Below are 23378 nucleotides of genomic sequence, written 5' to 3' on the forward strand. Positions count from 1 at the left end.
GGGAGAAACATCCATGAAATGGTGGCATCGGCTGAGCTTCAGACTGACGGTCTTTATTCTGCTTCTGGCAATTGTTCCCCTGGCCGGGTTTGGCATTACCACAATCAATGATATCCGGCGTGTTCGGTTGCATTCCCTTGCGGAGATTCACAAAGGGGTCGCCAGCCATTCGGCCCACCTTATTGAAGATTCCCTTGCCCATATGATTAAATCGGTTCAGCTCATTATTGAAACCAATGAACTGGAAACTGCAGATCTGTTTGATCAGGAGTGGTTTCTGCAGCAGCTGTTACGAAATATTCCCCACCTTTATTCCCTGGCCCTCACCGATGCTGGGGGTAAAGAAACGGTTAAGGTGGGCCGGGATAGGGTATATACTGCGGCAGATCTGGAAATACGTGATGATTATCCGGTTTTTGAAACAAACGCTGATCACAACGCCATCATTGGTGGAATCCATTCCTCCCGGAGTAATTTTTTGGTTTTGAATGTGTTTATTCCCATGCTCAGCCCCATGGATCGCCATGTCACTGGGGTGCTGGTGGGCGAAGTGGATGTTGAAAAACTTTTGAGTTTCACCGCTGATCTTCGCCTGGGCGAAACGGGGTATGTTTACGTTGTCAATGACAAGGGAAAAATTCTTGTGCACCCTGACCACAGTGTGGTGCTGGCCGGGGAAGATGACCTTGCCAACCCCCAGGTGAAGGCCTTTGTCGCCGGACGGTCGGCCTTTGTTCCCAATCAGATTTACACCAATGGACAGCAGGGGGAGGTGTTGACCAATGTGCGTGCCACGTCTGAGCCAAAACTTCTGGTGGTGGTGGTCCAGTCCGTGACAGAAGCCCTTGCCGCGGTGACGCTTATCACCCATCGTCAAACCATACTCCTGGCGGCGGTACTGGGGGTGGCCATCCTGTTGTCCCTCTATTTTACCATGAAAACAATTATCCCCCTGCGCCGTCTGGAATCCGGGGCCAGGCGCATCGGCGAAGGGATTCTTTCGCACCGGATACCGGTGACCTCCTTGGACGAACTGGGCAGCGTGGCGCGCTCCTTTAACGGCATGGCCCAGGAACTGGAAATGGCCCGTACCCTTGCAGATGACCAGAACTGGTTAAAACAGGGGGTCACCCAGCTGGATAATCTGCTCCGGGGGGATCAGTCCCTGGAAGAGTTGTGTTCAAAGGTGATCACATTCATGGCCCGGTATCTGGAAGAGCAGGTGGGAGTTCTTTACGTCCATGACGGCAGGGGCGCTTATCAATATGTTACCGGCTATGCCTTTCAACCCGGTCCGGGGTTTTGTGATCATTTCCAGCCCGGCCAGGGGCTTGCCGGACAGGCTGTCCTGGAAAGGCAGATTCTGGATATCAGGGATATCCCTGCCGACTATATTTCGGTCACCTCGGGGCTTGGTTCCATCTCACCCTGGCACTTAAATTTTGTGCCCTTTGTATACAACGATGGGGTGGAGGCTGTCATGGAGCTTGGGGGCATCAAAGAATTCACCGAGCTGAAAAAACAATTTTTCATTGAAACGGCTGACACCATAGCCATCATATTTGCCTCGGCCCGTTCGCGGCGGGATTTAAACAGCGCCCTGGTGCACACCCGGCAACAGGCCGAAGAATTGCAGCGCCGGCAAAAAGAGCTGCAGGCCTTTAACGAAGAGATGGAAGAGCAGACTCAGATGCTTATGGCCTCGGAAAGCAAGCTTAAAGAACAGCAGGAAGAACTCCAGGCCGCCAACGAAGAACTGGAAGAAAAAACACAATATCTTGAGCGCAATAAAAAAAGCATTGAAGAGAAGAACTATGCCCTTGAAACATTGCGCAGGGACCTTGAAAAAAAGGCCGCAGATCTCACCACCACCAGTAAATACAAGTCCGAATTTCTGGCCAACATGTCCCATGAACTCAGGACTCCCTTGAACAGTCTGTTGCTGCTTTCCCGAATGCTGGCCGACAATAAGGAGGGCAATCTTCTAGAGGATCAGGTGGATTCTGCCCAGATTATCCACAACAGTGGTAATGATCTGCTCCACCTCATCAATGAGATCCTGGATCTGTCCAAAATTGAAGCCGGAAAGATGGAACTGCGTATGGGTGACATTGAGATTAGGGAATTTGCCAGTAGCCTTGAGAGAAATTTTAAGCATCTTGCCTGGGAAAAAGACCTTTTCCTGAACGTTGTTGTAAGGGACAATACACCTGACATCATTGTAAATGACCGCCAGCGCGTGGACCAGGTGTTGAAAAATTTCCTTTCCAATGCCTTCAAGTTTACAGATTCGGGGGGAGTCACCGTGGAGATTTACAAGCCTGAGGCGGGGATCACCTTTATCCGCCCGGAACTTAACGGTGACAATACCATTGCCATGGATGTCCGGGATACCGGTATCGGCATCCCCAAAGACAAACAGTCACAAATATTTGAGGCTTTTCAACAGCTGGAGGCCGGTACGGCTCGAAAATACGGCGGTACAGGACTTGGCCTGTCCATATCCCGGGAGATTGCCCATCTGCTGGGCGGAGAGGTTCACCTTCAGAGTGAAGAAAATAAAGGAGCCGTCTTTACGCTTTTTCTTCCCCTGGAAAGCATCCAGGCCTCCCCTGCAGGGACAACGGTTTTATCTATCACAAACAAGAATGAAAAAGAGTCTGTTGCAAGAGCTCCATCTGTTGTGCCGGCACTTGATGCAGAGGCACCTTTGGAAAATCCCCTGGCAGATGACAGGGATGATATCAATGACGGGGACAAGACCATTCTCATTGTTGAAGATGATGTCTCTTTTGCCGCAACCCTGCTCACCTTCTGCAGGGAAAAGGGCTTTAAAGCCCTTGTGTCCCTTACCGGTGAAGAGGGGCTCAAACTGGTGGAACTATACCCGTTGAACGCCATTATTCTGGATATACACCTTCCGGGCATTGATGGATGGTCGGTTTTGGAATATTTGAAAGAAAATTCAGCCACCCGGCATATTCCAGTGCACTTCATGTCCGCTGATGATCCCGTGCCCGAGGCATTTGCCAAGGGGGCCATCGGCTATCTCACCAAACCCGTAAATCGGGAAGATATTGAAAAAGCCCTCGCCGGTATGACCACCATGATCAATAAAAAAATGAAGGATCTGCTTCTGGTGGAAGATGATTCCAACCAGCGTCAGGCCATTACCCGTCTCATCGATGATGGAGATGTGGCCATCACCCAGGCTGCCACCGGTAATGAGGCCATAGCAGCATTGCGGAAAAAGTCATATGATTGCATGATTCTGGATCTGGGGCTGCCGGACATGTCCGGTTTTGATCTTTTGAAATTAATGGAAAATACCCCGGACATCACCTTTCCACCGGTGGTGGTGTACACCGGTAAGGAACTCACCGTGGAAGAGGAGAAAAACCTTAGAAGGTATTCGGAATTTATCATAATAAAAGGGGTGCGATCCCAGGAACGGCTTCTGGATGAGACTTCTCTTTTTCTCCATCGAATGGTGGAAAAAATGCCGGAAGAAAAACGTAAAATAATTTCGGACCTGCATGATACCGATCAAATGCTCAGGGATCGAAGGATCTTGATTGTGGATGATGATATGCGCAATGTGTTTGCCCTTTCAAAGGTATTGAACGATAAAGGCATCCACACCATCAAGGCGGAAAACGGTATCAAGGCCCTTGAAATCCTGGCGCAAAAAAAGGATGTGGATCTGGTGCTCATGGATATCATGATGCCGGTGATGGATGGCTACGAAACCATGAAAAAAATTCGGGAGCAGTCGTGTTTCAGCAAACTGCCCATTATTGCCCTTACTGCCAAAGCCATGCACCGGGACAAAGATGCATGCATTGCTGCCGGGGCCAATGATTATCTCACCAAACCCGTGGACATTGATCGATTGCTGTCCATGATGCGGGTGTGGCTTTACCGGTAACATTTAAAAAAACAGGATGTTTCCCTATGACATCAAATGAGGTTGAAAATCTGGAAATCCAGCTCCTGCTGGATACCATATTCCTTCGATATGGATATGATTTCAGGAATTATGCAAGGGCATCCATTCGTCGTCGGATTTTACAGTTCATGAAAGATCAAAGGATTGCATGGGTGTCGGAGATGATTCCCCGGCTGATACATGATGAGTCCTTTTTTGAAGAAATGGTCAGGGGCTTTTCCATCACCGTGACGGAGATGTTCCGTGATCCGTCCCTGTTTCTGGCTCTCCGGGAAAATATTCTTCCGCTTTTGAAAAGTTATCCGTACATTAAAATCTGGCATGCCGGGTGCTCCACCGGTGAAGAAGCCTATTCCCTTGCGGTTTTAATGGCCGAAGAGGGACTGGGAGATCGCGCCACTTTTTTTGCCACGGATTTCAATGACACGGCCCTGGAAAAGGCCAGACAGGGAATCTACAACCTTGATAATGCCCGGCAATATACCCTGAATTATCAATTGGCCGGGGGCAGACATTCCTTTTCCGATTACTATTACGCTCGGTACGAGGCCATGGCAATGAAGAGCCGTTTAAAGGAAAAAATCACCTTTGCCAATCATAATCTGGTGATGGACCAGGTGTTTACTGAAACCCATTTGATTCTTTGTCGCAACGTGCTAATTTATTTTAATAAAGAGCTCCAGGAAAGGGTGATTCGTCTTTTCTATGAGAGTCTGACCCACGGCGGATTCCTGTGCCTCGGAATGAAGGAAAGCCTGTTGTTTTCATCGTACCAGGACAAGTTTAAGGAGATTGACTCCAAAAATAAGATTTTTCAGAAACTGAGCGGGTGAAAAAGAGAATAATGGAAGCCCAGAAACAAGCTGTCATTGCCATTGGAGGGTCAGCGGGATCATTGGAGGTACTGGTCCGGCTGTTTTCGTATCTGCCGCGGAATTTTTTGTTTCCGGTGATTGTCGTGTGTCATCTGCATCCCCAGGATGATGGGGGGCTGGTTGATTTTTTTTCCAGGCGGTTTCCCCATCACATCAAGGAGGCAGAAGACAAAGAGCAGGTACAATCGGGAATGATCTATTTTCCTCCGGCCAATTATCATCTTCTGGTGGAGCAGGAAAAAAGCTTTGCCCTGTCCGTTGATCCCAAGATCAATTATTCCCGCCCATCCATTGATGTGTTTTTTGAGAGTGCATCGGAGGCCTGGACCAGAGATCTGACGGGGATTATACTCTCCGGTGCAAGCTGTGACGGGGCCCGGGGTATTTGCTCCATCAAAGACAGGGGGGGACTTACCATTGCCCAGGATCCCGATACCGCCGATTCTTATTTGATGCCCAAGGCGGCCATTGATACTGGAAAAGTGGATAAAATTTTTAGTGTGGAAGATATGGGCCTTTTTTTGAAGTCGATGGCCTGAACTGGATGGGTTGTGATAAAGCAGCACCCCAAAAAAAACAAGCCTGCAGACGTCTGCCACAAGTAAAATTGAAAAAATAATGATTTCAGTCTATTGGTTGGACTCTTTATATGAAAAGGTAGCCTTTAAGTTTACCTCAACAGAGCCGCCCTCCGACGGGCAATAGGAACCGGACAATTGAGCTGTCTACAGTTCCGGTCCGGGCCCATTGCCCGTCGGGGGGGGGGCGGCATAATGCCATTTGGCTCCGCGTCTACGACCCAATATTCGTTGTGGGTTATACAAAAATGGAGGGAGTGCATTGAACGAGTTGCAAAAAATTCTCATTGTGGATGACAAGGCTGCCAATCTGTTCAGCCTTGAACAGATTCTCAAGGAAACCAATGCGAAAATCATTATGGCGGACAATGGCAACGATGCCTTGATAGCCTCTTTGAATCATTCGTTCGCCATTGCCCTCCTGGACGTCCAGATGCCCGGGATGGATGGGTATGAACTGGCAGAATTTCTGCGCGGTGAAGAAAAAACAAAAGATCTTCCCATTATTTTTGTCTCAGCTGTGTATGCCAGTGAATACCATGTATTCAAAGGCTATGATGCCGGTGCTGTGGATTTTCTGGTCAAGCCTTACAATCCCAAGGTGTTGTTAAGCAAGGTCAATGTGTTTCTGACCCTGGATCGCCAGAAGAAAATGTTGGAGGCATCCCAGAATCGGCTTGCCGGAATCAACGATATCCTGGAATTTCAGGTTCAGGAGCGGACCCGGAAGTTGAACAACATCATCCATGAACTTCAAGTTGAGATAGAAAAAAGGGAGCTGGCTGAAAAAGAGTTGATTCAGGCACACAAGATGGAGGCCATTGGCTCCCTGGCCGGAGGAATTGCCCATGATTTCAACAATATTCTGGCTGCGGTGCTGGGATACACTGAATTATCCATGGACAGTGCCCCCAGGGATTCTCCTCTGGAAGAAAATCTTGGACAGGTATATGCCGCCGGATTGCGGGCAAAGGATCTGGTTAATCAGATTCTTAATTTTGCCCGGAAAACGGATGAAGACCCAAAGCTTGTGCGGATGGATCTTGTGGCAAAGGAGGTGGTGAAATTTCTTCGATCCACCATTCCCACATCCATAGAGATCAAGGAAAATATTCTTAGTGTGTCCCTTATTCTGGCAAACCCCATTAAGATTCACCAGTTGATCATGAATATTTGCACCAATGCTGCCCATGCCATGAGCGACAGTGGCCTTCTTTCCATTTCCCTGGGGGATGTGAGTATAACGCCGGATAATATGCCTGATATGCCACCCGGCAAAACACTGTCACCGGGCATGTATCAGCTACTTGAGATTTCCGATACCGGCTGTGGCATATCTGCAGATATCATTGATTCCATTTTTGATCCGTTTTTCACCACCAAGGGGATCCACGAAGGCACGGGGATGGGACTTGCCATGGTGAATGAAATCGTAAAGGGGTGTGGCGGTGTGATTTTCGTTGCCAGTGAAGTGGGGAAGGGGACTGTTTTCACCATCCTGCTGCCCACGGCCCAACAAAATAAGGTAGCTCAACCCACTGTCGATGTCCGTCAATTGCCCACAGGAACGGAACGGATACTCTTTGTTGATGATGAGCAGGTGATCTGCAAGGTCGCTTCCCGTATTCTTGAAAAATTTGGTTATCAGGTGACATCAAAGAGCTGCAGTGAAGAGGCCTTTGCCCTTTTTAATGCCCAACCGGATGCCTTTGATCTGGTTATTACGGACATGAGCATGCCACGGATGAGCGGTGATGAGCTGACAAGGAAAATTCTGGTCATCCGCCCGGATATTCCTGTTATTATATCAACGGGTTACAGTCGGAGAATGACGGCATCCCGTGCGGTGGAGATCGGTGCCCGTACACTCATGGCCAAACCATCCGATAAAAAGACCCTTCTCACAACTGTGCGAGAGGTACTGGATAATTGATGAAAGGTAATATGATTCAAGGGAAATTTCTGAAAAAAAATCAATAATTGAGAACCTGAGTGCCACCATGTGGAAGTCGCTGGAAGTAATCCCCAATATTTTCCTTGACACGGCATTGATTTGTCAATATTAATTTTTATCAAACAATGTTTAGTTATAGTGAATAAAATTCATGGAATATATCTTATATATTAATTGAATCATCTTTTTGGTTTTTGGGGGAGTGTGCACCATGCTTGATGCCGTTTATGATGAGCCGTCGGTCATCACCAGAGGCCTTTATCGTTTCCATACAGTAAAATCTGCAGTCCAACATAGTGTATCACCCTGCAGTGCTGCCTGTCCCGCTGGAATAGATATACCGAAGATGCAGTTTTATGTGAGTCAGGAGCAGTTCTTAAAGGCGTTTGAATCTCTTCTGATAGAAAACCCATTTCCTTCCACCTGCGGTCGTATCTGTTTTAATTCGTGCGAAACCGCCTGCCATCGCATGAACCAGGATGAGGCCCTTGCCATTCGCAGCATGGAGCGATTTGTGGGTGACCGTGCCTTGAACCAGGATTTTTGTCCCACCATAAAAAAACTTCCCTTGAATGGAAAACGTATCGCCGTCCTGGGAGCGGGTCCCTCCGGCTTGTCCGCTGCCTATTTTTTAAGCATGTTTGGGTTCTCATGTGAGGTTTATGAATCTGCCCCCACCCCGGGACAGTCCCTTCAATGGGCTATCCCGGAATCGCGTCTGCCCGAAAAAGTGCTGAACATGGAGATTAACAGAATTCGTAACCTGGGTGTGAGCATTCAATGTGGCCGTTCCCTGGACCCACATTTTGTCAAAGGACTGGTGTCCCGGTGCCATGCCGTGGTTGTGGGATCAGGGATTTCCCAGTTTATGACCTTTTCTCAATGTGTCGGCAGTAACATGGGCACCCTGCATGGCGCCCTTCAGACCCGGGAGGATGTCATTCACATTGAGCTTGGAAATGTGACTGTCAGGCTTGGTGAAATCCCTGTGGTATATGGGGGAGGCTGGTACAATGGAATCCAGAGCATTGCCCATGCGGTGGGTGCTGGAAAAACAGCTGCCATTGCCCTTTATGCTTATTTTGACACAGGTGTCTGTGCCATCCGGGAAGCCGTGGAAATTTCCCGGGTGGGAAATGGTACCGCCCACTCCATGGAAATTTATCTACTGGGAGAACGCAGCCATGCCAGTTGCCATGTGGTGACTGAAAAAGAGATCGATTGCGCTGGGTTTCACCCTGCTGCCAGAATTGATGCCCCGCAATCAATGCGTACCGGATCTGACAATGCCATGGAAATGGTGGAAGAGACCTTTGATCTTCCTTCGGCACTTGCAGAGGCTGCAAGATGCTATGGCTGTGGATATGAACACCACGCAAAAAATAAGCATGATCTTAACACCGACTATGTCTAACCCTCTCTGAACTCTCCCCAAGATGGCCGATCGTATGATCAAGCCCCCAAAAAGGTTTGGTCACACCATGGGCCACCGGTCACAATTGCTGAGCCAACCCTACACCCGATTCGTTTCCGGACCGGGTGACAGTTGGGTGCTCTGATGTCGCATTTTTCATTAAAAAATCCACATACCAGTTAGATTGATCATTGACTTTTATGACTGTTTTTTTTATAATTCCTTTTTTTAACTCAACATTCCTTGAGCGACGAAAGTCCTGTTGGCTGGCACGTTGATTCTATGTATCCACCTTCTTCCCTTCCCATGCTAGTAAGCTAGCCATGGTGTCAGGTGGTGTAATCACGCTTTGGGGTGTTGGTAATTTTGCATACGGATAAAGGATTAAGAAATGGCCCGTCCGCCCCATGATAAAGCTGTTTCTTCTCCGCTGGAGATGGGCCGCATTGATTTCCTGTCTATATTGGATGGCCTGGATGATGGTGTTATTATTGCTGACTGTCAGGGCAATATCTTGTTTTACAATTATACCCAGTCTAAAATTGATGATCTGAATGCCCGGGATGTGGTGGGCCTGAAGGTCACAGATATCTATGACCTGAACAAACAGACCAGCATGATCATGCAATGCATTCGCCGTCGTACCCCCATTAAGAACAAAACGTTTTTTTATCGTAGCTGTTCTGGTAAGGTGGCCAACACCATCACCAGTGTGTATCCGCTTTTATGCGGTACTGAAGTCAATGGTGCCATCTGTTTTGTTAAAGATTATGAACTGCTTCAGAAATCAACCCCCATAACATCCATTGCCCATTGTCGTTCTGATCTGGGCAATGGTACTCGCTATACTTTTGCCGATCTTATCGGTAACTGCTCTGATTTCCAGCGGGTGGTCAGTGCTGCCAGGAAGGCCTCCAGCTCGTCTTCCCCCATCATGATCCAGGGAGAGACCGGTACCGGTAAAGAATTATTTGCCCAATCCATCCATAATCATAGTTTTCGGAAACAGAAGAAATTTGTGGGGGTAAATTGCGCTGCCATTCCCCATGATCTCCTGGAGGGACTGCTGTTTGGTACCACCAAAGGTGCCTTCACCGGTGCCCTGGATAAACCGGGTCTGTTTGAAAGCGCCACTGGTGGAACCCTTTTTCTGGATGAACTGCTTGCCATGCCCCTTGTACTTCAGGCCAAACTGCTTCGGGTCATTCAGGAAAAAACAGTGCGCAGGCTGGGGGCATCAACAGAGACCCCCGTGGATATTAAAATTATCAGTTCAGTCAGTGAAGACCCCCGCATGGCGGTGAACAACGATCTGCTTAGAATGGACCTTTTCTATCGCCTGGGGGTTGTCCTGATAAAACTGCCCCCGTTAAGGAAGCGAAGAGAGGGCATGAATGAGCTGGTTTTTCATTTTATTGAAAAACTCAATGTCTTCCTTGGTACCCATGTGAAGTCCATTTCTCCGGGGGTGATGGATCTTTTTATGGCCTATCGGTGGCCGGGTAATATCCGGGAACTGGAGCATCTTATTGAAGGTGCCATGAATATGGTTGGCCATGAGGATGTGCTGAAGATTCAGCATTTTTCTTCGGGTACCGGATATTGGGACAGCGTTGAAACAGGCGCCCTTGGCATGGACATCGACGACGGATTTATGAAAAAATCAGACCCTCATGCCCCCTTGTCTTCCAATGGGATTGAGAAAAGAGATGAATTGTTACTATCCCCGGGAAAGGGGGATGTTTCGCGGGATTTTTCTCCATCGGCTACCGTTTCTGACCTTGTTCAATGGCCGGGTTCACCGGCGGCGGATGTAAAGATTCCCCTGGCCAAAAATCAGGCGGAACAGGAGAAACAGGCCCTGGAAAATGCACTCACCGCCTCCGGAGGCAATGTCACCCGAGCAGCTTCCATCCTGGGCATTTCCCGACAGTTGCTGCACTATAAAATCAAGAAGCATGCCTTAAGCCGCATTGATTTCATGCGTCGTTGAGGTGTTATTAATCAATCTGAAAAATATTTTTCATTAGAAAAAATTTCATAGAAATTTGTTTTCACAGGAAAAATAATTTTCTTTTTTTAGGCTTTCTCCATGGCCTGATTTTGTTTGATTTGTATTTAAAAAAACAGGTGATTGATCATAGATAATGGCCCTCCCAGCCTGTGGGGAGGGCCATTATTATTCTTGTTTTTTATGTGCCGGATTACAGTGGCACGGAATCTGCTATAATTAAAAGAATCAATTGATTTGTTTAAAGTCAAATGCACGGGGCCTGGAAGAGGTTCCGTCAAAAATCCCCTAGGCGATCATGATGCCGGGCTAAACCCATTTTCCCGATGTTCAGGAAGGTGCCCAGGGGGTGACTTCACTTAATGATTCTAACATAAAGGAGTTTCTCGTGTCACAACCCACAGCCCCCACCAAAGCGTTTGACCCCATGGTATTCTGGGTCTCCGCATCTTTAACTGTACTTTTTGTTCTATGGGCCATCGTTTTTCCGGAAAATATGGGCACAACCATCAACGCCGTGTTCAGCTGGACCACCAGCAACTGGGCATGGCTTTATCTGTTAACGGCATTTTTGCTGGTCATTGGCTGCTTTGTACTGATGGGGCCAGGTTATGGCCATCTCAAGCTGGGTCTTGAACACGATAAACCCGAATTTTCAAATTTTTCCTGGTTTGCCATGCTGTTCGGATCTGCCATTGCCGCAGGCATTGTTTTCTGGGGACCGGCAGAACCGGCGTACCATTACATGACTCCGCCCCCCTACTTTGGTGGTGAGGCACTTACTCCGTCAACCGGGGCCAACGCCATGACCTATTCGTTTTTTCACTGGGGCTTAAGTGCTTGGTCCATCTATGCCATGCTTACCATTGCCCTTGGTCATGCCTGTTTCACTAAAAATCTTCCGCTGAAATTTTCCAGTGCCTTTTATTATGTCATCGGGGATAAAATCCACGGTACCTGGGGTAAAGTGCTTGATATTTTTGCTGTGTTTGCCACATTGGGTGGTCTTGCCACCACCACGGGTCTTGTGGCGCTTCAACTTTCAAGTGGTCTTAAATATCAATACGGCCTGACCCTGGGACCTGGCAGTACTTACATTATCATCGGCGTGCTCACGGCTATTTTTACCTTTTCGGTTTACACAGGGCTTGAAAAAGGGGTGAAAATTATTGGCGATGTCAACATGTGGGTGTTTGTGTCCGTGTGGTTTTTCGTTCTTATCTTTGGCCCCACGATTTTTCTGATTAATCTTACCACCAACGCCATTGGACAATACCTGCTTCACTTTATTCCCATGAGCCTGTTCACCGCCCCGGGTTACGAGGGTAACTGGATCGGTAGCTGGACCGTGTTTTACTGGGCCTGGTGGATGAGTTGGGCACCCTTTGTGGCAGTGTTTATCGCCAGAATTTCCCGGGGAAGAAGTATTCGGGAAACCGTTGCCGCCACCTTGATTTTGCCCACCCTGGGAAATTTTCTGTGGTATGGGGTTATCGGCGGTGCGGGTATCAGTTTTGATGTCACCGCCACCCTGAAGGAACACGGGGTTGAAAGTGCCATCTTTGCCATTGCCCAGCATCTTCCCATGACCGGCATTTTGTCCATAGCCCTGATTTTTCTCATCGGTACTTTTTTTCTCACCAGTGCCAATTCCGCAGCCATTTCCCTTGCCATGTTTGTGTCAGGGCATGAAAATCCCGGGAAAAATCTTCGTGCCTTCTGGGGTATTGCGCTTGGTGCTGTGGCCGCAGTGCTGGCTGGTACCGGCAGTTTAAAGGCCATTCAGACCGCTTCCATTGCCACGGCTTTTCCTTTGATGTTTCTTCTTCTGCTGGTGATTTTCGGTACCTTCAGAGGGCTTGCCAGGTATAAAAAAGATAATAATATGTAATCTGTACAGCAGGGGTGTTCGCCGTAACTGAGGGGATCCATGCCTGGAATTTTAAGCATTTTATGAGAGCTAATGGGTCTTGAGATAAAGACTTAAATTTGTGAAATTAAATATGGGGGTGTGTATGAAAAAACCCCGAGGAGAAATGAAAAATGTACGATAGAATGCAGGAACTTGATGTTAAAAATTGTGAGAAAATCCACGCCGCATCCATGGATATTTTAAAAAATACCGGTGTTGCATTTAACGATGACGAAGCGCTGGACATCTTTAAAAAAAATGGGCACAAGGTGGAGGGAACCACCGTATTTTTTGAGGAATCCGACATTAAAAAGGCCCTTGAAACTGCCCCGAAACGTTTCACCGTGCATGCCCGGAATCCTGAAAAAAATGTTGAAATTGGCGAGGATGATTTTGTCTTTCTGCCGGGATATGGCGCACCTTTCGTCATTGACGCCAAGGGGGATCAACGCCAGGCCAGTATGGAGGATTATGATAATTTTTGTAAGCTGGTCCAGACATCAAAGGTTATTAACATGAATGGATGGATGATGGTTGAACCGGCGGACATGCCCCATGAAACCGTGCACCTGGATCTGAACCTGTCCAACATGCTCCTTTGCGACAAGCCCTTCATGGGAAGCCCCGTGTCCCGCCAGGGTGCCCTGGACGGCATTGAAATGGCCGGTATCCTCTGGGGAGGCAAGGAAAATATCATGGATAAAACCGTGTCTGTTTCCCTTATCAATTCCCTTTCTCCCCTGCAGTTTTCCGATGAAATGGCAGGCGCACTCATTGAACTTGCACGGCATGGCCAGGCCTGCGTGGTGGCGTCTCTGATCATGGCCGGTGGATCAGGACCTGTTACCCTTGACGGTGTGCTTGCCCTTCAGAATGCTGAAATTCTGGCCGGGATCACCCTGGCCCAGCTGGTACGTCCCGGAGCGCCTGTGGTGTACGGATCCACCTCATCCGCCATGGATATGAAAACAGGTGCGCTTTCCATCGGTGCCCCTGAGCTTTCTAAAAACATTCATTGTGTGGCCCAAATTGCACGGTATTACGGGCTTCCCAGCCGGTCCGGCGGCGGTTTGACCGATGCCCTGTTCACCGATGCCCAGGCCGGTGCGGAATCGGCCCTGGCCCTTTACACCTCTGTGCGAAGCGGCATTAATTTCATGCTGCATTCCTGTGGTATTTTGGGATCTTACATTGCCATGAGTTTTGAAAAATTCATGGTGGATGAAGAGATCTGCGGTATGGTGCAGAACATGATCAAACCCCTGGCATTGACCGATGAGTCCATTGATCTTGACATCATTAAACAGGTGGGCATCGGCGGACAATATCTCACCCATCCCAAAACCTTTAAGCTGTGTCGTTCTGAATTTTATATGCCGGGTCTAATGAGCCGCATGAATGCAGATGCATGGCTCAAACAAGGGAAAAAACGCATTGACCAAGTGGCAGAAGATAAAGTGACCCAGCGACTGGCATCCTATGAGAAACCCGAAATTGATCCTGAGATTGAAAAGAAGCTGACTCAGTACGTGGAAAATCGAAAAAAAGCATAATTTTTTAAGAAGAAAAAAAGGTTGATCCAATTCTGCTGGCACATTTCTGTGAGGGCGAGGTTGTGATCAACAATCTTCACAAAGAGGTATCCGGGTTCCGGGTGCCTCTTTTAGTTTCCCCTTCTCTTATCATTCCATGCCCACCCCCCGGAATCGGATCGAAAAAAGATTATCCCCCGCTTGCATAAAAGAAAACACTGGTGTAAAAAAAAGTATGAAACCTTTATCACACAGCTTTGTTTTCCTTTATGGGTCCTTGTTTGTCGCAATTGTTGTTCTGTTTTGTGCCTGCGGCAGTGGAGATGAAAAAACCGGCGGCTTTGTTGATGCCCAACTTCCCCCAAGCTTCAGCTTTTTTGATGTGGGAGTGAACACGTCTTATTCCCGGAACCTGAGAAATTCACTCCAGGAGGTTTTAGGCGATGACGCCATCTCTTCCCGCAACACCATTGACTTGCAGATCAACACCGATGGTTTTCTGGCAGATCATTTTCCCGCTCTTAATGAGCTTAGCATTGCTTTTAATACGCCTTTAGGAGAACGGGTGGAGCATGATACCACAAAGCTTACCTATCGTTATTCCATGAAAAAAGGACTTCCCTTTGACTACGTGGAACTCCTCTTTTCAAAGTTTTCCGGTATGCCCATGGTGATACGAGTTTTCTTTGATCAGGATCAACTCAATGTACTTTCTTCCTTGAAAGAAAAATATGGCGCTCCCAAAGAATTCGCCTGGAAAGCGCAGAACGGGAAGTCGCTTTGCTGGGAAAAAAACGGAGATGTTTTATTTTACTCCTTTGTTCCCAATCAGTTTGGGGTTCCCGAGTATCAGGTGTCCATTTACTTCACCAGACGGTTGCATACGCTTCTTGAAAGGGAGGAGCAGAAAGAAAAAGGAGAAGGCGCAGAAAAACAGGTGCGTTCCACTGGCAAGGCCGCGTTCTGACCCATTGGGGTCGCCAATTGTGACCGTTAAAGGCTATGCTGAAAAAACACTTAAAAAATAAGATGAAGCCCTGCATCCACCAGGGTAATCAGCAGGGCCGCCACCAGAGTGGTCATGAAGTCCTTCAGTTTGAAGTCATCAATGAACTTGTCCGTGATGTACAATAAAAAGGCGTTGATCACAAACTTGAAAAGCCCGAAGGTGATGATGATGAAAGGAAGTGTCAGAAAAACCAGAAGCCACCCCATCAAAAAGCTGACAATGGAATAAACAATGGCCACCACAATGGCAGTGAAAAAATTTTTAATATAAATACCGGGAAGAATGCTTGCAACAATAAACACTGCCGCACTGAGTATAAGAAGATTCCAGATCATGATATTGCCTCCTGGGGTGTTAGTTCCTGCTACTGACAAAAACAGGTCTTAAAAAAACGTGTGCATTAAATTGGGGCTTGGTAACAACATGGGGATGGGGTTAGGCTTGCGTTATTGATGTTTTTATTGAAATCAGCCTTGCAACCCAGATAATTATCAAAAGCAAAGAGCCTGTTAAAAAAGCCAGACTATAATACAATAAGCCTGACCCCGTCGGCCCGCCAACGATGATGAGTAGCCCGTATGACCAAGCCCTTAAATTGATATGCCCCCGATCCTCACACTGGGTGGGCCAGGAGCATTTTTCATACAACCGCAAAGGATTTTGTGCTAAAGCCCCCGGGGTAATCAGGCATTGACCCAGGTTTCATCCAGCTTCAGGTAGAGGCTGGGATGGGCTTTAACATTTTCCACCCGTTTGCCTGCAATGGTCCACACATTGATCCAAAAGGCATTGGCAATGGAGCCTCTTTCCTGCTGGATTTTTTCAAGCTTGCAGAAAATCTTGCGTCGTTCTTCAATGTCCAGGGTGCCGTTGGCCTTGGTGAGCAGGTCAGAAAATTCCTGGTCCACCCAGCGGCTCTCATTCCAGGGGGCAGGCTTGCCGTCCTTGTCTGCCACATATCCAAGGTTGAGCACCATGGTCCCCACAGGGCGATGGGCCCAGGTGGTGATGCCAAGATCCACCTCCGTCCATTTCTCCCAGTACTGACTGTTGGGCATGACCTGGATATTGATGCGGAATCCGGCGGGCAATGCATCCTGTTTAACAATTTCAGCGTATCGCACAATCTCTTTCCAGCCGCTGCCCACGGCAAGGTTCACATCCAGACCGTTGGGATAACCCGCTTCCGCCAGCAGTTGTTTTGCCCTGGCCGGATCATATTTAGGGGTGTCAATGGGACAGTATTCGGGATGTTTGGGGCTGACATGCATGTCCTGACCCAGCATTCCCTGGCCGAAATAGGCAAGGGCAAGGATTTTTTCGCGGTTCTGGCACAGCTTCAGGGCCTGACGTACCCGGTTATCGGACCAGGGTTTCATGTCAACGCGCATGCGCATGACCCGGGTCTGGTTGGTGGTGGAGGGGTAGATATTGACCCGGTCGTCGTTTTTAAGGGCCTGGTAGGCTTCGGGACCACTTAAATCACTGAAATCAATCATGTCGATGTCGCCGGACTGAATGGCGGCAATCATGGGGGCCATTTCTGTGCCCATGTCCACAAATTCAATCTGATCCAGGTAGGGAAGCAGATCACCGTCTTCGGCCTTTTTCCAGTAGTCGTTCCGGCGTTTTAAAAGGCAGCGCTCCCCTTCAACATATTGGTCAATGACGTAGGGACCGGTGCCGTGGGGGGCCTTGATGAAATCACCCTGGAAGGTCCGGCTGTTAAGAATCATGGCCGGATAGTGGAATAGATGTTCAGGAACGGCAATTTCAGCGGTTTTCAGGTGGAGTTTTACCTGGTATTTGGAGGTTTTTTCAATGCCGGTATTGTCCAGATAGGGGCCGATCATGCCCATCATGGAGGAGCCCACATCCTTGTTGAGCCATTGATTCATGGTAAAGACCACATCATCGGCGGTGAACTCATCCCCGTTGTTGAATTTAATGCCTTTCCTAAGGTTCAAGGTCCAGGTTTTCAGATCGGCACTGGCCTCCCAGTTTTCCAGCAGATAGGGGTGGGTGACGTTGTCGCCGTCGGTGTAGGTGAGATATTCCGCCACTTGGCGCAGCTGGTTGGTGGGGCATATCCATGAAAACTGAGCCGGATGGGTCACCTTGTGAACCGGTGCCGCAACCCGAAGTGATCCACCTCTCTTAATGGTACTTGCCGCGGCTTTCTGGGGGAAAGCAAGGCCTGCCATTTGCCCGGCTGCGGTGGCGGACAACCCCAGAAGGGTGGTGAATCGAATGAATTCACGGCGGTTCATTTTTCCTTTTTCAAAATCTTTTTTCAAGTTTTCTACTGCGGGATGGATTTTCATCTTTTCTCCTTTTTCAGGGGTGAAGGGATATGGGGTGAATAATGAACGGGTACAGATCAAAAACTTCTTTGGACATTATGTTTGAAAATTAAATTTGCGTAAACCGTAAATTATGATCATATCCGAGACAATACTTCTCATTTTTTAACACCATTTCAGGGAAAAAAACAAGGCCGAATGATGTATTAACTGGCTTTCTTGATATTTCTATCTGTGATGATTCACCCTATCAGGGCTTTTGTTGTCTTCTTCCATTGATTGTTTAGACCTGGTAGAGTATGAATACAGATTAAGCTTATAATTTTAAGATAACCCGGTTACGCGGGGGGCGGTGGCTTCGGAAGTTGCTGCCTTGACCATCTGGAGGTACAGAATGAATCGATCGGAATTTTTAAAGACAATTGAAATTCAGGGAAAACCTTTTCAATACTATGATATTACCCGCCTGGAATCACAGGGTATTGCTGCCGTGTCAAAGCTTCCTTTTTCCATCCGTATTCTGGTGGAAAATTTATTGCGCAAGATGGATGGGGATGTGGTTAAGGAAAAAGATCTGTTAAACATCTGCAATTGGCAGCCCAGCTATGCCGAACCCGTGGAGATTCCCCATCATCCGGCCCGGGTACTCATGCAGGATTTCACCGGGGTTCCAGCGGTGGTGGATTTAGCCGCCATGCGGGATGCGGTGAAAAAAGCAGGGGGGAATCCCTCTGCCATTAATCCTTTGATTCCCGTGGAGCTGGTGGTGGATCATTCCGTGCAGCTGGATTATTATGGAACGGACAATGCCTTGACCCAGAATGTGGCCAAAGAGTATGAGAGAAACATTGAGCGGTATCAGTTATTAAAATGGGCCCAGAAGAGTTTTGATAATTTCAAGGTGGTACCTCCCAATTCGGGTATCTGTCACCAGGTGAATCTGGAATACCTTGCCCGGGTGATGATCCAGGAGGAGGGAGAAGAGGGCACCCTTTTATATCCTGATTCCCTGGTGGGTACGGACTCCCACACCACCATGATCAACGGTATCGGCGTCATGGGATGGGGGGTGGGGGGCATTGAGGCTGAAGCCGTGATGCTGGGTCAGCCCTATGTTATGTCCATTCCCGAAGTCATTGGTGTAAAACTTGTCAATGCCTTAAGGCCGGGCATTACGGCCACGGATCTGGTGTTAACCATTACCCAGAAACTGCGGGAACTCAATGTGGTGGAAAAGTTTGTGGAGTTTTTTGGTCCGGGCATGAAGGCACTGGGGGCCACGGATCGTGCCACCATTGCCAATATGGGGCCGGAATATGGGGCCACCATGGGGTTTTTCCCGGTGGATGAAAAAACCATTGAATACCTGAACATGACCAACAGAAAAGAACAGGCTGTTGTCACCGAGGCCTGTGCCCGGGCCAACGCATTGTTTTACACCGGGGAAGAAACCATTGCGTACTCGGATGTGGTGGAGGTGGATCTGGCAAGGGTGGTTCCCTGCCTGGCCGGCCCCTCCCGTCCCCAGGACCGCATTGTCATCAATGAGCTGGACGATGCCTTTAATGCGCTTTTGGGATGCACCCATGAAAGAGACATCCACATGACTCATATGTCCCAGTTTCTGGACGAGTCCGGATCTATCACTAAACGGGAAAATACCTGCGAACCTTCAGGGAAACGCCTGGTAACGCTGAATATGAACGGCCGGGAAGTAAAACTGGGGGATGGCAGTATTGTCATTGCTGCTATTACGTCGTGCACCAACACCTCCAACCCCTATGGCCTTATCGGGGCGGGGCTTCTGGCCCGCAATGCCGTAAAAAGGGGATTGAAAACCCCTTTTCATGTGAAAACATCTCTTGCACCGGGGTCCAAGGTGGTGCTGGATTACCTTGAGTCCGCCGGGTTGATGCCATATTTTGAGGCCCTGGGTTTCCATGTGGCCGGGTTCGGGTGTACCACCTGCATCGGCAATAGCGGTCCCCTGGCACCGGCCATTGAGCATGCCATCCAGGACAATGATCTCACCGTTGCATCGGTGCTGTCCGGTAATCGCAATTTTGAGGCCCGCATTCATCAGAGTATCAAGGGCAATTTCCTGGCTTCCCCCATGCTGGTGGTGGCCTTTGCCATGGCTGGCCGCATTGATGTGGATCTGCTCAAACGTCCCATTGCCATGGATCCCAATGGTAATCCCGTGTTTCTTGAAGACATCTGGCCCAAACAGGAGGAAATTGATGCCCTTGTTAAGAAACATGTGAATGCCCAGCAGTACGCCACCCAGTACGCCACCATCTTTGATGGCGATATCTTCTGGAAGGAACTTGAGGTGGGGGAAAGCCTTACCTTTGATTGGAATCCAAATTCCACCTATATCAAAAATCCGCCTTATTTTGATGATTTCTCCGTTGATTTGTCCATTCCGGAAAATATTGACAATGCAAGGGCACTTCTGGTCATGGGGGATTCGGTGACCACAGATCATATTTCACCGGCCGGGGCCATCCCGGAAAAGTATCCCGCCGGTCAATATCTGGTGGATCGCAAGGTGGCCAAGGCAGATTTCAACTCCTATGGTTCCCGCCGGGGAAACCACGAGGTGATGATGCGGGGGACCTTCGGCAATATCCGCATCAAAAATCATCTGGTGGCACCGGAGGAGGGCAGTTTTACCCTTAAGTTTCCTGAAAACGAAAAGCTGTACGTGTTTGATGCCGCATCCCGGTATGCCCAGGAAAAGACACCACTTGTGGTGCTGGGGGGTAAAGAATACGGCACCGGTTCCTCCCGGGACTGGGCAGCCAAGGGCAGCAATCTTTTGGGAGTCAAGGCCGTCATTGCAAGATCCTATGAACGCATCCACAGAAGTAACCTGGTGGGTATGGGAGTGCTTCCCCTGCAATTTAAAGAGGGTGATTCCTGGGAAAGTCTTGGCCTTGACGGGTCTGAAACCTTTTCCATAACGGGGATTTCACACCTGGAGCCCCAGAAGATGCTCAGCGTGACTGCCGTAAAGGGGGACAAGACCACCACCTTTGAGGTGCTGGCCCGGCTGAACACCGACATTGATGTCAGATACCTTGAAAATGGCGGTATTCTGCCATATGTGTTAAGAAAGTTGATTAAGTAAAGGATGGGGACAGACCATAACCTGTGGTCTGTCCCCAGTCCCTCCTGGCCAAATAATTATATTCCCAAGCCGAATATTTGCAAATACCTGGGATTTTTTCATTTGATGATCAATTTGTTTTTAACATTATAGCGACACTTTGTTTATTTCGTTAAAAATTAAGCACCAAGAGCAGTGAAATACACCTTAGACCCCCCAAAAGACATAGTGGATCATGATAGTGTCGCTGTAGTGTTATGCGGTAAGGCCCTCGGGAATTGCAAAATCCTTGATAGTTGATCCCCGGCTCTCCAGGGGCAACAGGCAGATTTTTCCGTTTTTCATGAGGACAATGCGATCTGCCAGCGCCTTTGCCTCGCTCAGATTATGGGTGACAAAAAGGGTGGTGATGCCAAGGTTCTGCTGTATCCGGCGAAATGCTGCTCTCATGTGATCGGCGGTGGTGCAATCAAGGTGGGAAAAAGGTTCATCAAGCAGAAGCACCGAAGGCTCAGCGGCAATGCTTCTGGCCATGGCTGCCCTCTGTTTTTCTCCGCCACTGAGTTTAGCCGGTTTTCTTGCCGCCAGTTTCTCAAGTTGGAAACACTGAAGCACGGTGGCGCGTTTCTCCTTTTTTTCTGTTTCAGAGCAGGGCAGGTTTTTCATGGCCAGTAAAATGTTTTTTTCCACAGTCAGATGGGGGAAAAGATAAAGATCCTGCAGTACATAGCCCACCCTTCGTTGATGGGGAGGCAGCATATTCACGCACCGCTTTCCCATGAAAATCTTTCCGGTGCAGGGAATAAATCCTGCGATAACGTTGAGAAGTGTTGATTTTCCGGCACCTGAAGGACCGATCATCACCATTAACTCCCTGTTCTTAATCTCAAGGTTGATGGCCTTTAGCACCCTGTTTGACACATGATGTAAACCGATCCGGCACAAATCAAAACTCCTGTAAATTAAGGTTGTTTTTTCGGGGTGAGGCTTTTTGAAGCGCCTTTAACAGGAGCAGCAGAAAGAATCCCATGAGGATCAACAGCCAGGCGCAGGCAACGGCAATGCCTGTCTCTCCACTGGTAATGTTGAGATAAACGGCCACGGGAAGGGTTTCCGTTTTAAACCGGGTGGCACCGGCCACCATGAGCGTGGCACCAAATTCACCCATTGCTCTTGTCCACGCAAGGATGGCAGAAGATGTGATTTCATGCCCAATCATGGGAAGGGTGATATATACAAATATCTGGAAAGGGCTAAGGCCGATGTTTTGCCCGGCCCAGGCATAATGGTAATCCTGTTCCTCAAAGGCGGTTTTGCAATTTCGGATAATAATAGGGGTGGCAATAAAGGTCTGGGCTGCCACCGCCCCTGATGGAGAAAAGAGGATATCAAGTCCTGCCGAAACCGCAGCATCCCCTAAAAGTTCAGGTCCAAACAAAAAAAGCAGCCCCATACCTGCCACAAGGGGTGTCATCACCAGGGGTAGGTCCAGAAAGATCTCAATGAAAAATTTGCCGGGAAACCGGGATTGGGCCAAAAGGTAGGCAGTGGGTAACCCAATGATAAGTGACAGGGCTACGGCCGTCAGGGAAACCACAAGGCTCAGCCGGAGGGCAAAAAGGGTTTCCGGGGATAGAAGGGCAGTTACCATGTCGCCAGGAGTGGTCTGGGTGGCAAGGGCAAACAGCACACCTGCCACCAGCAGAAAGAAACATATGAATGGAATATAAAAGAGACGCAATATCCCCCCTGTATGATTTTAGATTTTCATCAAATGCCGTGAATCATTTTTCTTTAAAAGGCAGAAAACCCATATCCTTAAAGACTTTTACGCTTTCAGGTTGAGTGATATAGTTTAAGAACAAGATACTCTCTTTAATGTTCAGTGCTGTGGAAAGCACAGCAATACCGATGGTTGACGGTGTGTAAAGGGATTCATCTATGCCCACTTGAATAATCTTTTCTTTCATCTGAAACGCATCTGCCCGGGCAATAATGGCGACGTCCACACTTCCTTGGGCCACGTACATGGCCAGCTGTTTCACGGTTGCGCCGTAAACCGCAAGGTTTTTCAATATTTTTTTTTCAAGGGCTGAGTTTTTTAAAATTTCATCAGCTGTGCGGCCCATGGCCATGGCCTTGGGATCTCCCAGAGCCAGGCGTAATCCCGGTCTTGCCAGATCCTGAACAGAGGTAATCCTGATATTTTTTGCTCTGTTCACGGCGATTACCGGTGTATGAAAAAGAAATGGCCTGTCAGCTGATATTTTATTCTTTTTTTTCAGCCGGTTAATCTCATAATAATCACCCGGCATAAACATATCCCCTTTGCCTGAAACATTATAACGAGCCAGAAGTTTTCCTGAACCGCCATATTCGACCAGTACAGTAATACCGGTCTTTTTTTCAAAGCGGCTGATAACAACATCTGTGGGGCCCCTCAGTCCTGCTCCTGCAAGAAGATACAGTTCAGTTGATAAAGCTGCGGGGCAGAAACAGAAAGCGTAAATACAAAAAAACAGACACCCCAACAATTTTCCAGTCATGCGCTTCATAGATTCATCCTTTTTTAGGCAAGCCCGAGCATATTACATAACGCGTTTGAAAGCGTCAAATGTTATTTTAAAGGTACATGTTATATATTGCATACCTTTTTGCATGTTGCAAACAATTTTATCATTAATATCTCAACTTTCGGACTTCACTTCAACGTCTGCGTTTTTATACAG

General features: G+C 48.3%; 15 protein-coding genes. 10 read left to right on the forward strand and 5 right to left on the reverse strand.

The features are described from left to right. Positions 1 to 13: 13 nt before the first annotated feature. The 9 genes from ACYQ2M_RS19820 to ACYQ2M_RS19860 all read left to right on the forward strand — a co-directional run bounded on the left by ACYQ2M_RS19820 (position 14) and on the right by ACYQ2M_RS19860 (position 15192). The gene (locus ACYQ2M_RS19820) at positions 14 to 3928 is read left to right on the forward strand and encodes a response regulator (protein WP_459918114.1); all 3915 of its coding nucleotides are present in this window, start codon (positions 14 to 16) and stop codon (positions 3926 to 3928) included. Between the two features lie 26 nt (positions 3929 to 3954). Next, the gene (locus ACYQ2M_RS19825) at positions 3955 to 4782 is read left to right on the forward strand and encodes a CheR family methyltransferase (protein ID WP_459918115.1); all 828 of its coding nucleotides are present in this window, start codon (positions 3955 to 3957) and stop codon (positions 4780 to 4782) included. An 11-nt stretch (positions 4783 to 4793) separates the two neighbouring features. After that, a complete protein-coding gene (locus ACYQ2M_RS19830; protein WP_459918116.1) occupies positions 4794 to 5363 on the forward strand; it encodes a chemotaxis protein CheB in 570 nt (189 codons plus the stop codon). Between the two features lie 301 nt (positions 5364 to 5664). Continuing rightward, positions 5665 to 7335, forward strand: a complete 1671-nt coding sequence (locus ACYQ2M_RS19835) for a response regulator (RefSeq protein ID WP_459918117.1) — start codon at positions 5665 to 5667, stop codon at positions 7333 to 7335. 232 nt (positions 7336 to 7567) lie between these two features. Continuing rightward, complete coding sequence (locus tag ACYQ2M_RS19840; protein ID WP_459918118.1) at positions 7568 to 8770, forward strand: NAD(P)-binding protein; 1203 nt, start codon at positions 7568 to 7570, stop codon at positions 8768 to 8770. Between the two features lie 391 nt (positions 8771 to 9161). After that, positions 9162 to 10763, forward strand: a complete 1602-nt coding sequence (locus ACYQ2M_RS19845) for a sigma-54 interaction domain-containing protein (protein WP_459918119.1) — start codon at positions 9162 to 9164, stop codon at positions 10761 to 10763. 406 nt (positions 10764 to 11169) lie between these two features. After that, entirely contained in the window at positions 11170 to 12672 is a 1503-nt protein-coding gene (locus ACYQ2M_RS19850; RefSeq protein WP_459918120.1) for a BCCT family transporter, read from the forward strand. 152 nt (positions 12673 to 12824) lie between these two features. After that, the gene (locus ACYQ2M_RS19855) at positions 12825 to 14246 is read left to right on the forward strand and encodes a trimethylamine methyltransferase family protein (RefSeq protein WP_459918121.1); all 1422 of its coding nucleotides are present in this window, start codon (positions 12825 to 12827) and stop codon (positions 14244 to 14246) included. Positions 14247 to 14460: 214 nt separating this feature from the next. Beyond that, positions 14461 to 15192 carry a hypothetical protein gene (locus ACYQ2M_RS19860; protein ID WP_459918122.1) on the forward strand — a complete coding sequence of 244 codons (732 nt, stop codon included), beginning with the start codon at positions 14461 to 14463 and terminating at the stop codon, positions 15190 to 15192. Between the two features lie 50 nt (positions 15193 to 15242). On the opposite strand, the gene ACYQ2M_RS19865 is transcribed toward ACYQ2M_RS19860, so the two are convergent. Together ACYQ2M_RS19865 and ACYQ2M_RS19870 are read right to left on the reverse strand one after the other, a co-directional pair. Beyond that, positions 15243 to 15569 carry a phage holin family protein gene (locus ACYQ2M_RS19865; protein WP_459918123.1) on the reverse strand — a complete coding sequence of 109 codons (327 nt, stop codon included), beginning with the start codon at positions 15567 to 15569 and terminating at the stop codon, positions 15243 to 15245. A 348-nt stretch (positions 15570 to 15917) separates the two neighbouring features. Further along, entirely contained in the window at positions 15918 to 17558 is a 1641-nt protein-coding gene (locus ACYQ2M_RS19870) for an ABC transporter substrate-binding protein (RefSeq protein WP_459918124.1), read from the reverse strand. Positions 17559 to 17931: 373 nt separating this feature from the next. Here ACYQ2M_RS19870 and acnA point away from each other — a divergent pair, with 373 nt between their 5' ends. After that, a complete protein-coding gene (gene acnA, locus ACYQ2M_RS19875; protein ID WP_459918125.1) occupies positions 17932 to 20670 on the forward strand; it encodes an aconitate hydratase AcnA in 2739 nt (912 codons plus the stop codon). A gap of 234 nt (positions 20671 to 20904) precedes the next feature. Here acnA and ACYQ2M_RS19880 read toward each other — a convergent pair whose 3' ends face one another. Genes ACYQ2M_RS19880 through modA form a run of 3 tightly spaced genes read right to left on the reverse strand, consistent with a single transcriptional unit; the run spans position 20905 to position 23204 of the window. Further along, the gene (locus ACYQ2M_RS19880) at positions 20905 to 21570 is read right to left on the reverse strand and encodes an ABC transporter ATP-binding protein (RefSeq protein ID WP_459918128.1); all 666 of its coding nucleotides are present in this window, start codon (positions 21568 to 21570) and stop codon (positions 20905 to 20907) included. A gap of 25 nt (positions 21571 to 21595) precedes the next feature. After that, positions 21596 to 22390, reverse strand: a complete 795-nt coding sequence (locus tag ACYQ2M_RS19885; protein ID WP_459918126.1) for an ABC transporter permease — start codon at positions 22388 to 22390, stop codon at positions 21596 to 21598. A 43-nt stretch (positions 22391 to 22433) separates the two neighbouring features. After that, positions 22434 to 23204, reverse strand: a complete 771-nt coding sequence (gene modA, locus ACYQ2M_RS19890) for a molybdate ABC transporter substrate-binding protein (RefSeq protein WP_459918127.1) — start codon at positions 23202 to 23204, stop codon at positions 22434 to 22436. Positions 23205 to 23378 lie beyond the last annotated feature (174 nt).

The organism is Desulfocicer niacini (genome assembly GCF_054657595.1).

Excerpts from the sequence above, each read along its gene's own strand:
- ACYQ2M_RS19820 (WP_459918114.1), top strand. The coding sequence starts at position 14 with ATGAAATGGTGGCATCGGCTGAGCTTCAGACTGACGGTCTTTATTCTG.
- ACYQ2M_RS19825 (WP_459918115.1), top strand. The coding sequence starts at position 3,955 with ATGACATCAAATGAGGTTGAAAATCTGGAAATCCAGCTCCTGCTGGAT.
- ACYQ2M_RS19830 (WP_459918116.1), top strand. The coding sequence starts at position 4,794 with ATGGAAGCCCAGAAACAAGCTGTCATTGCCATTGGAGGGTCAGCGGGA.
- ACYQ2M_RS19840 (WP_459918118.1), top strand. The coding sequence starts at position 7,568 with ATGCTTGATGCCGTTTATGATGAGCCGTCGGTCATCACCAGAGGCCTT.
- ACYQ2M_RS19845 (WP_459918119.1), top strand. The coding sequence starts at position 9,162 with ATGGCCCGTCCGCCCCATGATAAAGCTGTTTCTTCTCCGCTGGAGATG.
- ACYQ2M_RS19855 (WP_459918121.1), top strand. The coding sequence starts at position 12,825 with ATGTACGATAGAATGCAGGAACTTGATGTTAAAAATTGTGAGAAAATC.
- ACYQ2M_RS19860 (WP_459918122.1), top strand. The coding sequence starts at position 14,461 with ATGAAACCTTTATCACACAGCTTTGTTTTCCTTTATGGGTCCTTGTTT.
- ACYQ2M_RS19865 (WP_459918123.1), bottom strand. The coding sequence starts at position 15,569 with ATGATCTGGAATCTTCTTATACTCAGTGCGGCAGTGTTTATTGTTGCA.
- ACYQ2M_RS19870 (WP_459918124.1), bottom strand. The coding sequence starts at position 17,558 with ATGAAAATCCATCCCGCAGTAGAAAACTTGAAAAAAGATTTTGAAAAA.
- acnA (WP_459918125.1), top strand. The coding sequence starts at position 17,932 with ATGAATCGATCGGAATTTTTAAAGACAATTGAAATTCAGGGAAAACCT.
- modA (WP_459918127.1), bottom strand. The coding sequence starts at position 23,204 with ATGAAGCGCATGACTGGAAAATTGTTGGGGTGTCTGTTTTTTTGTATT.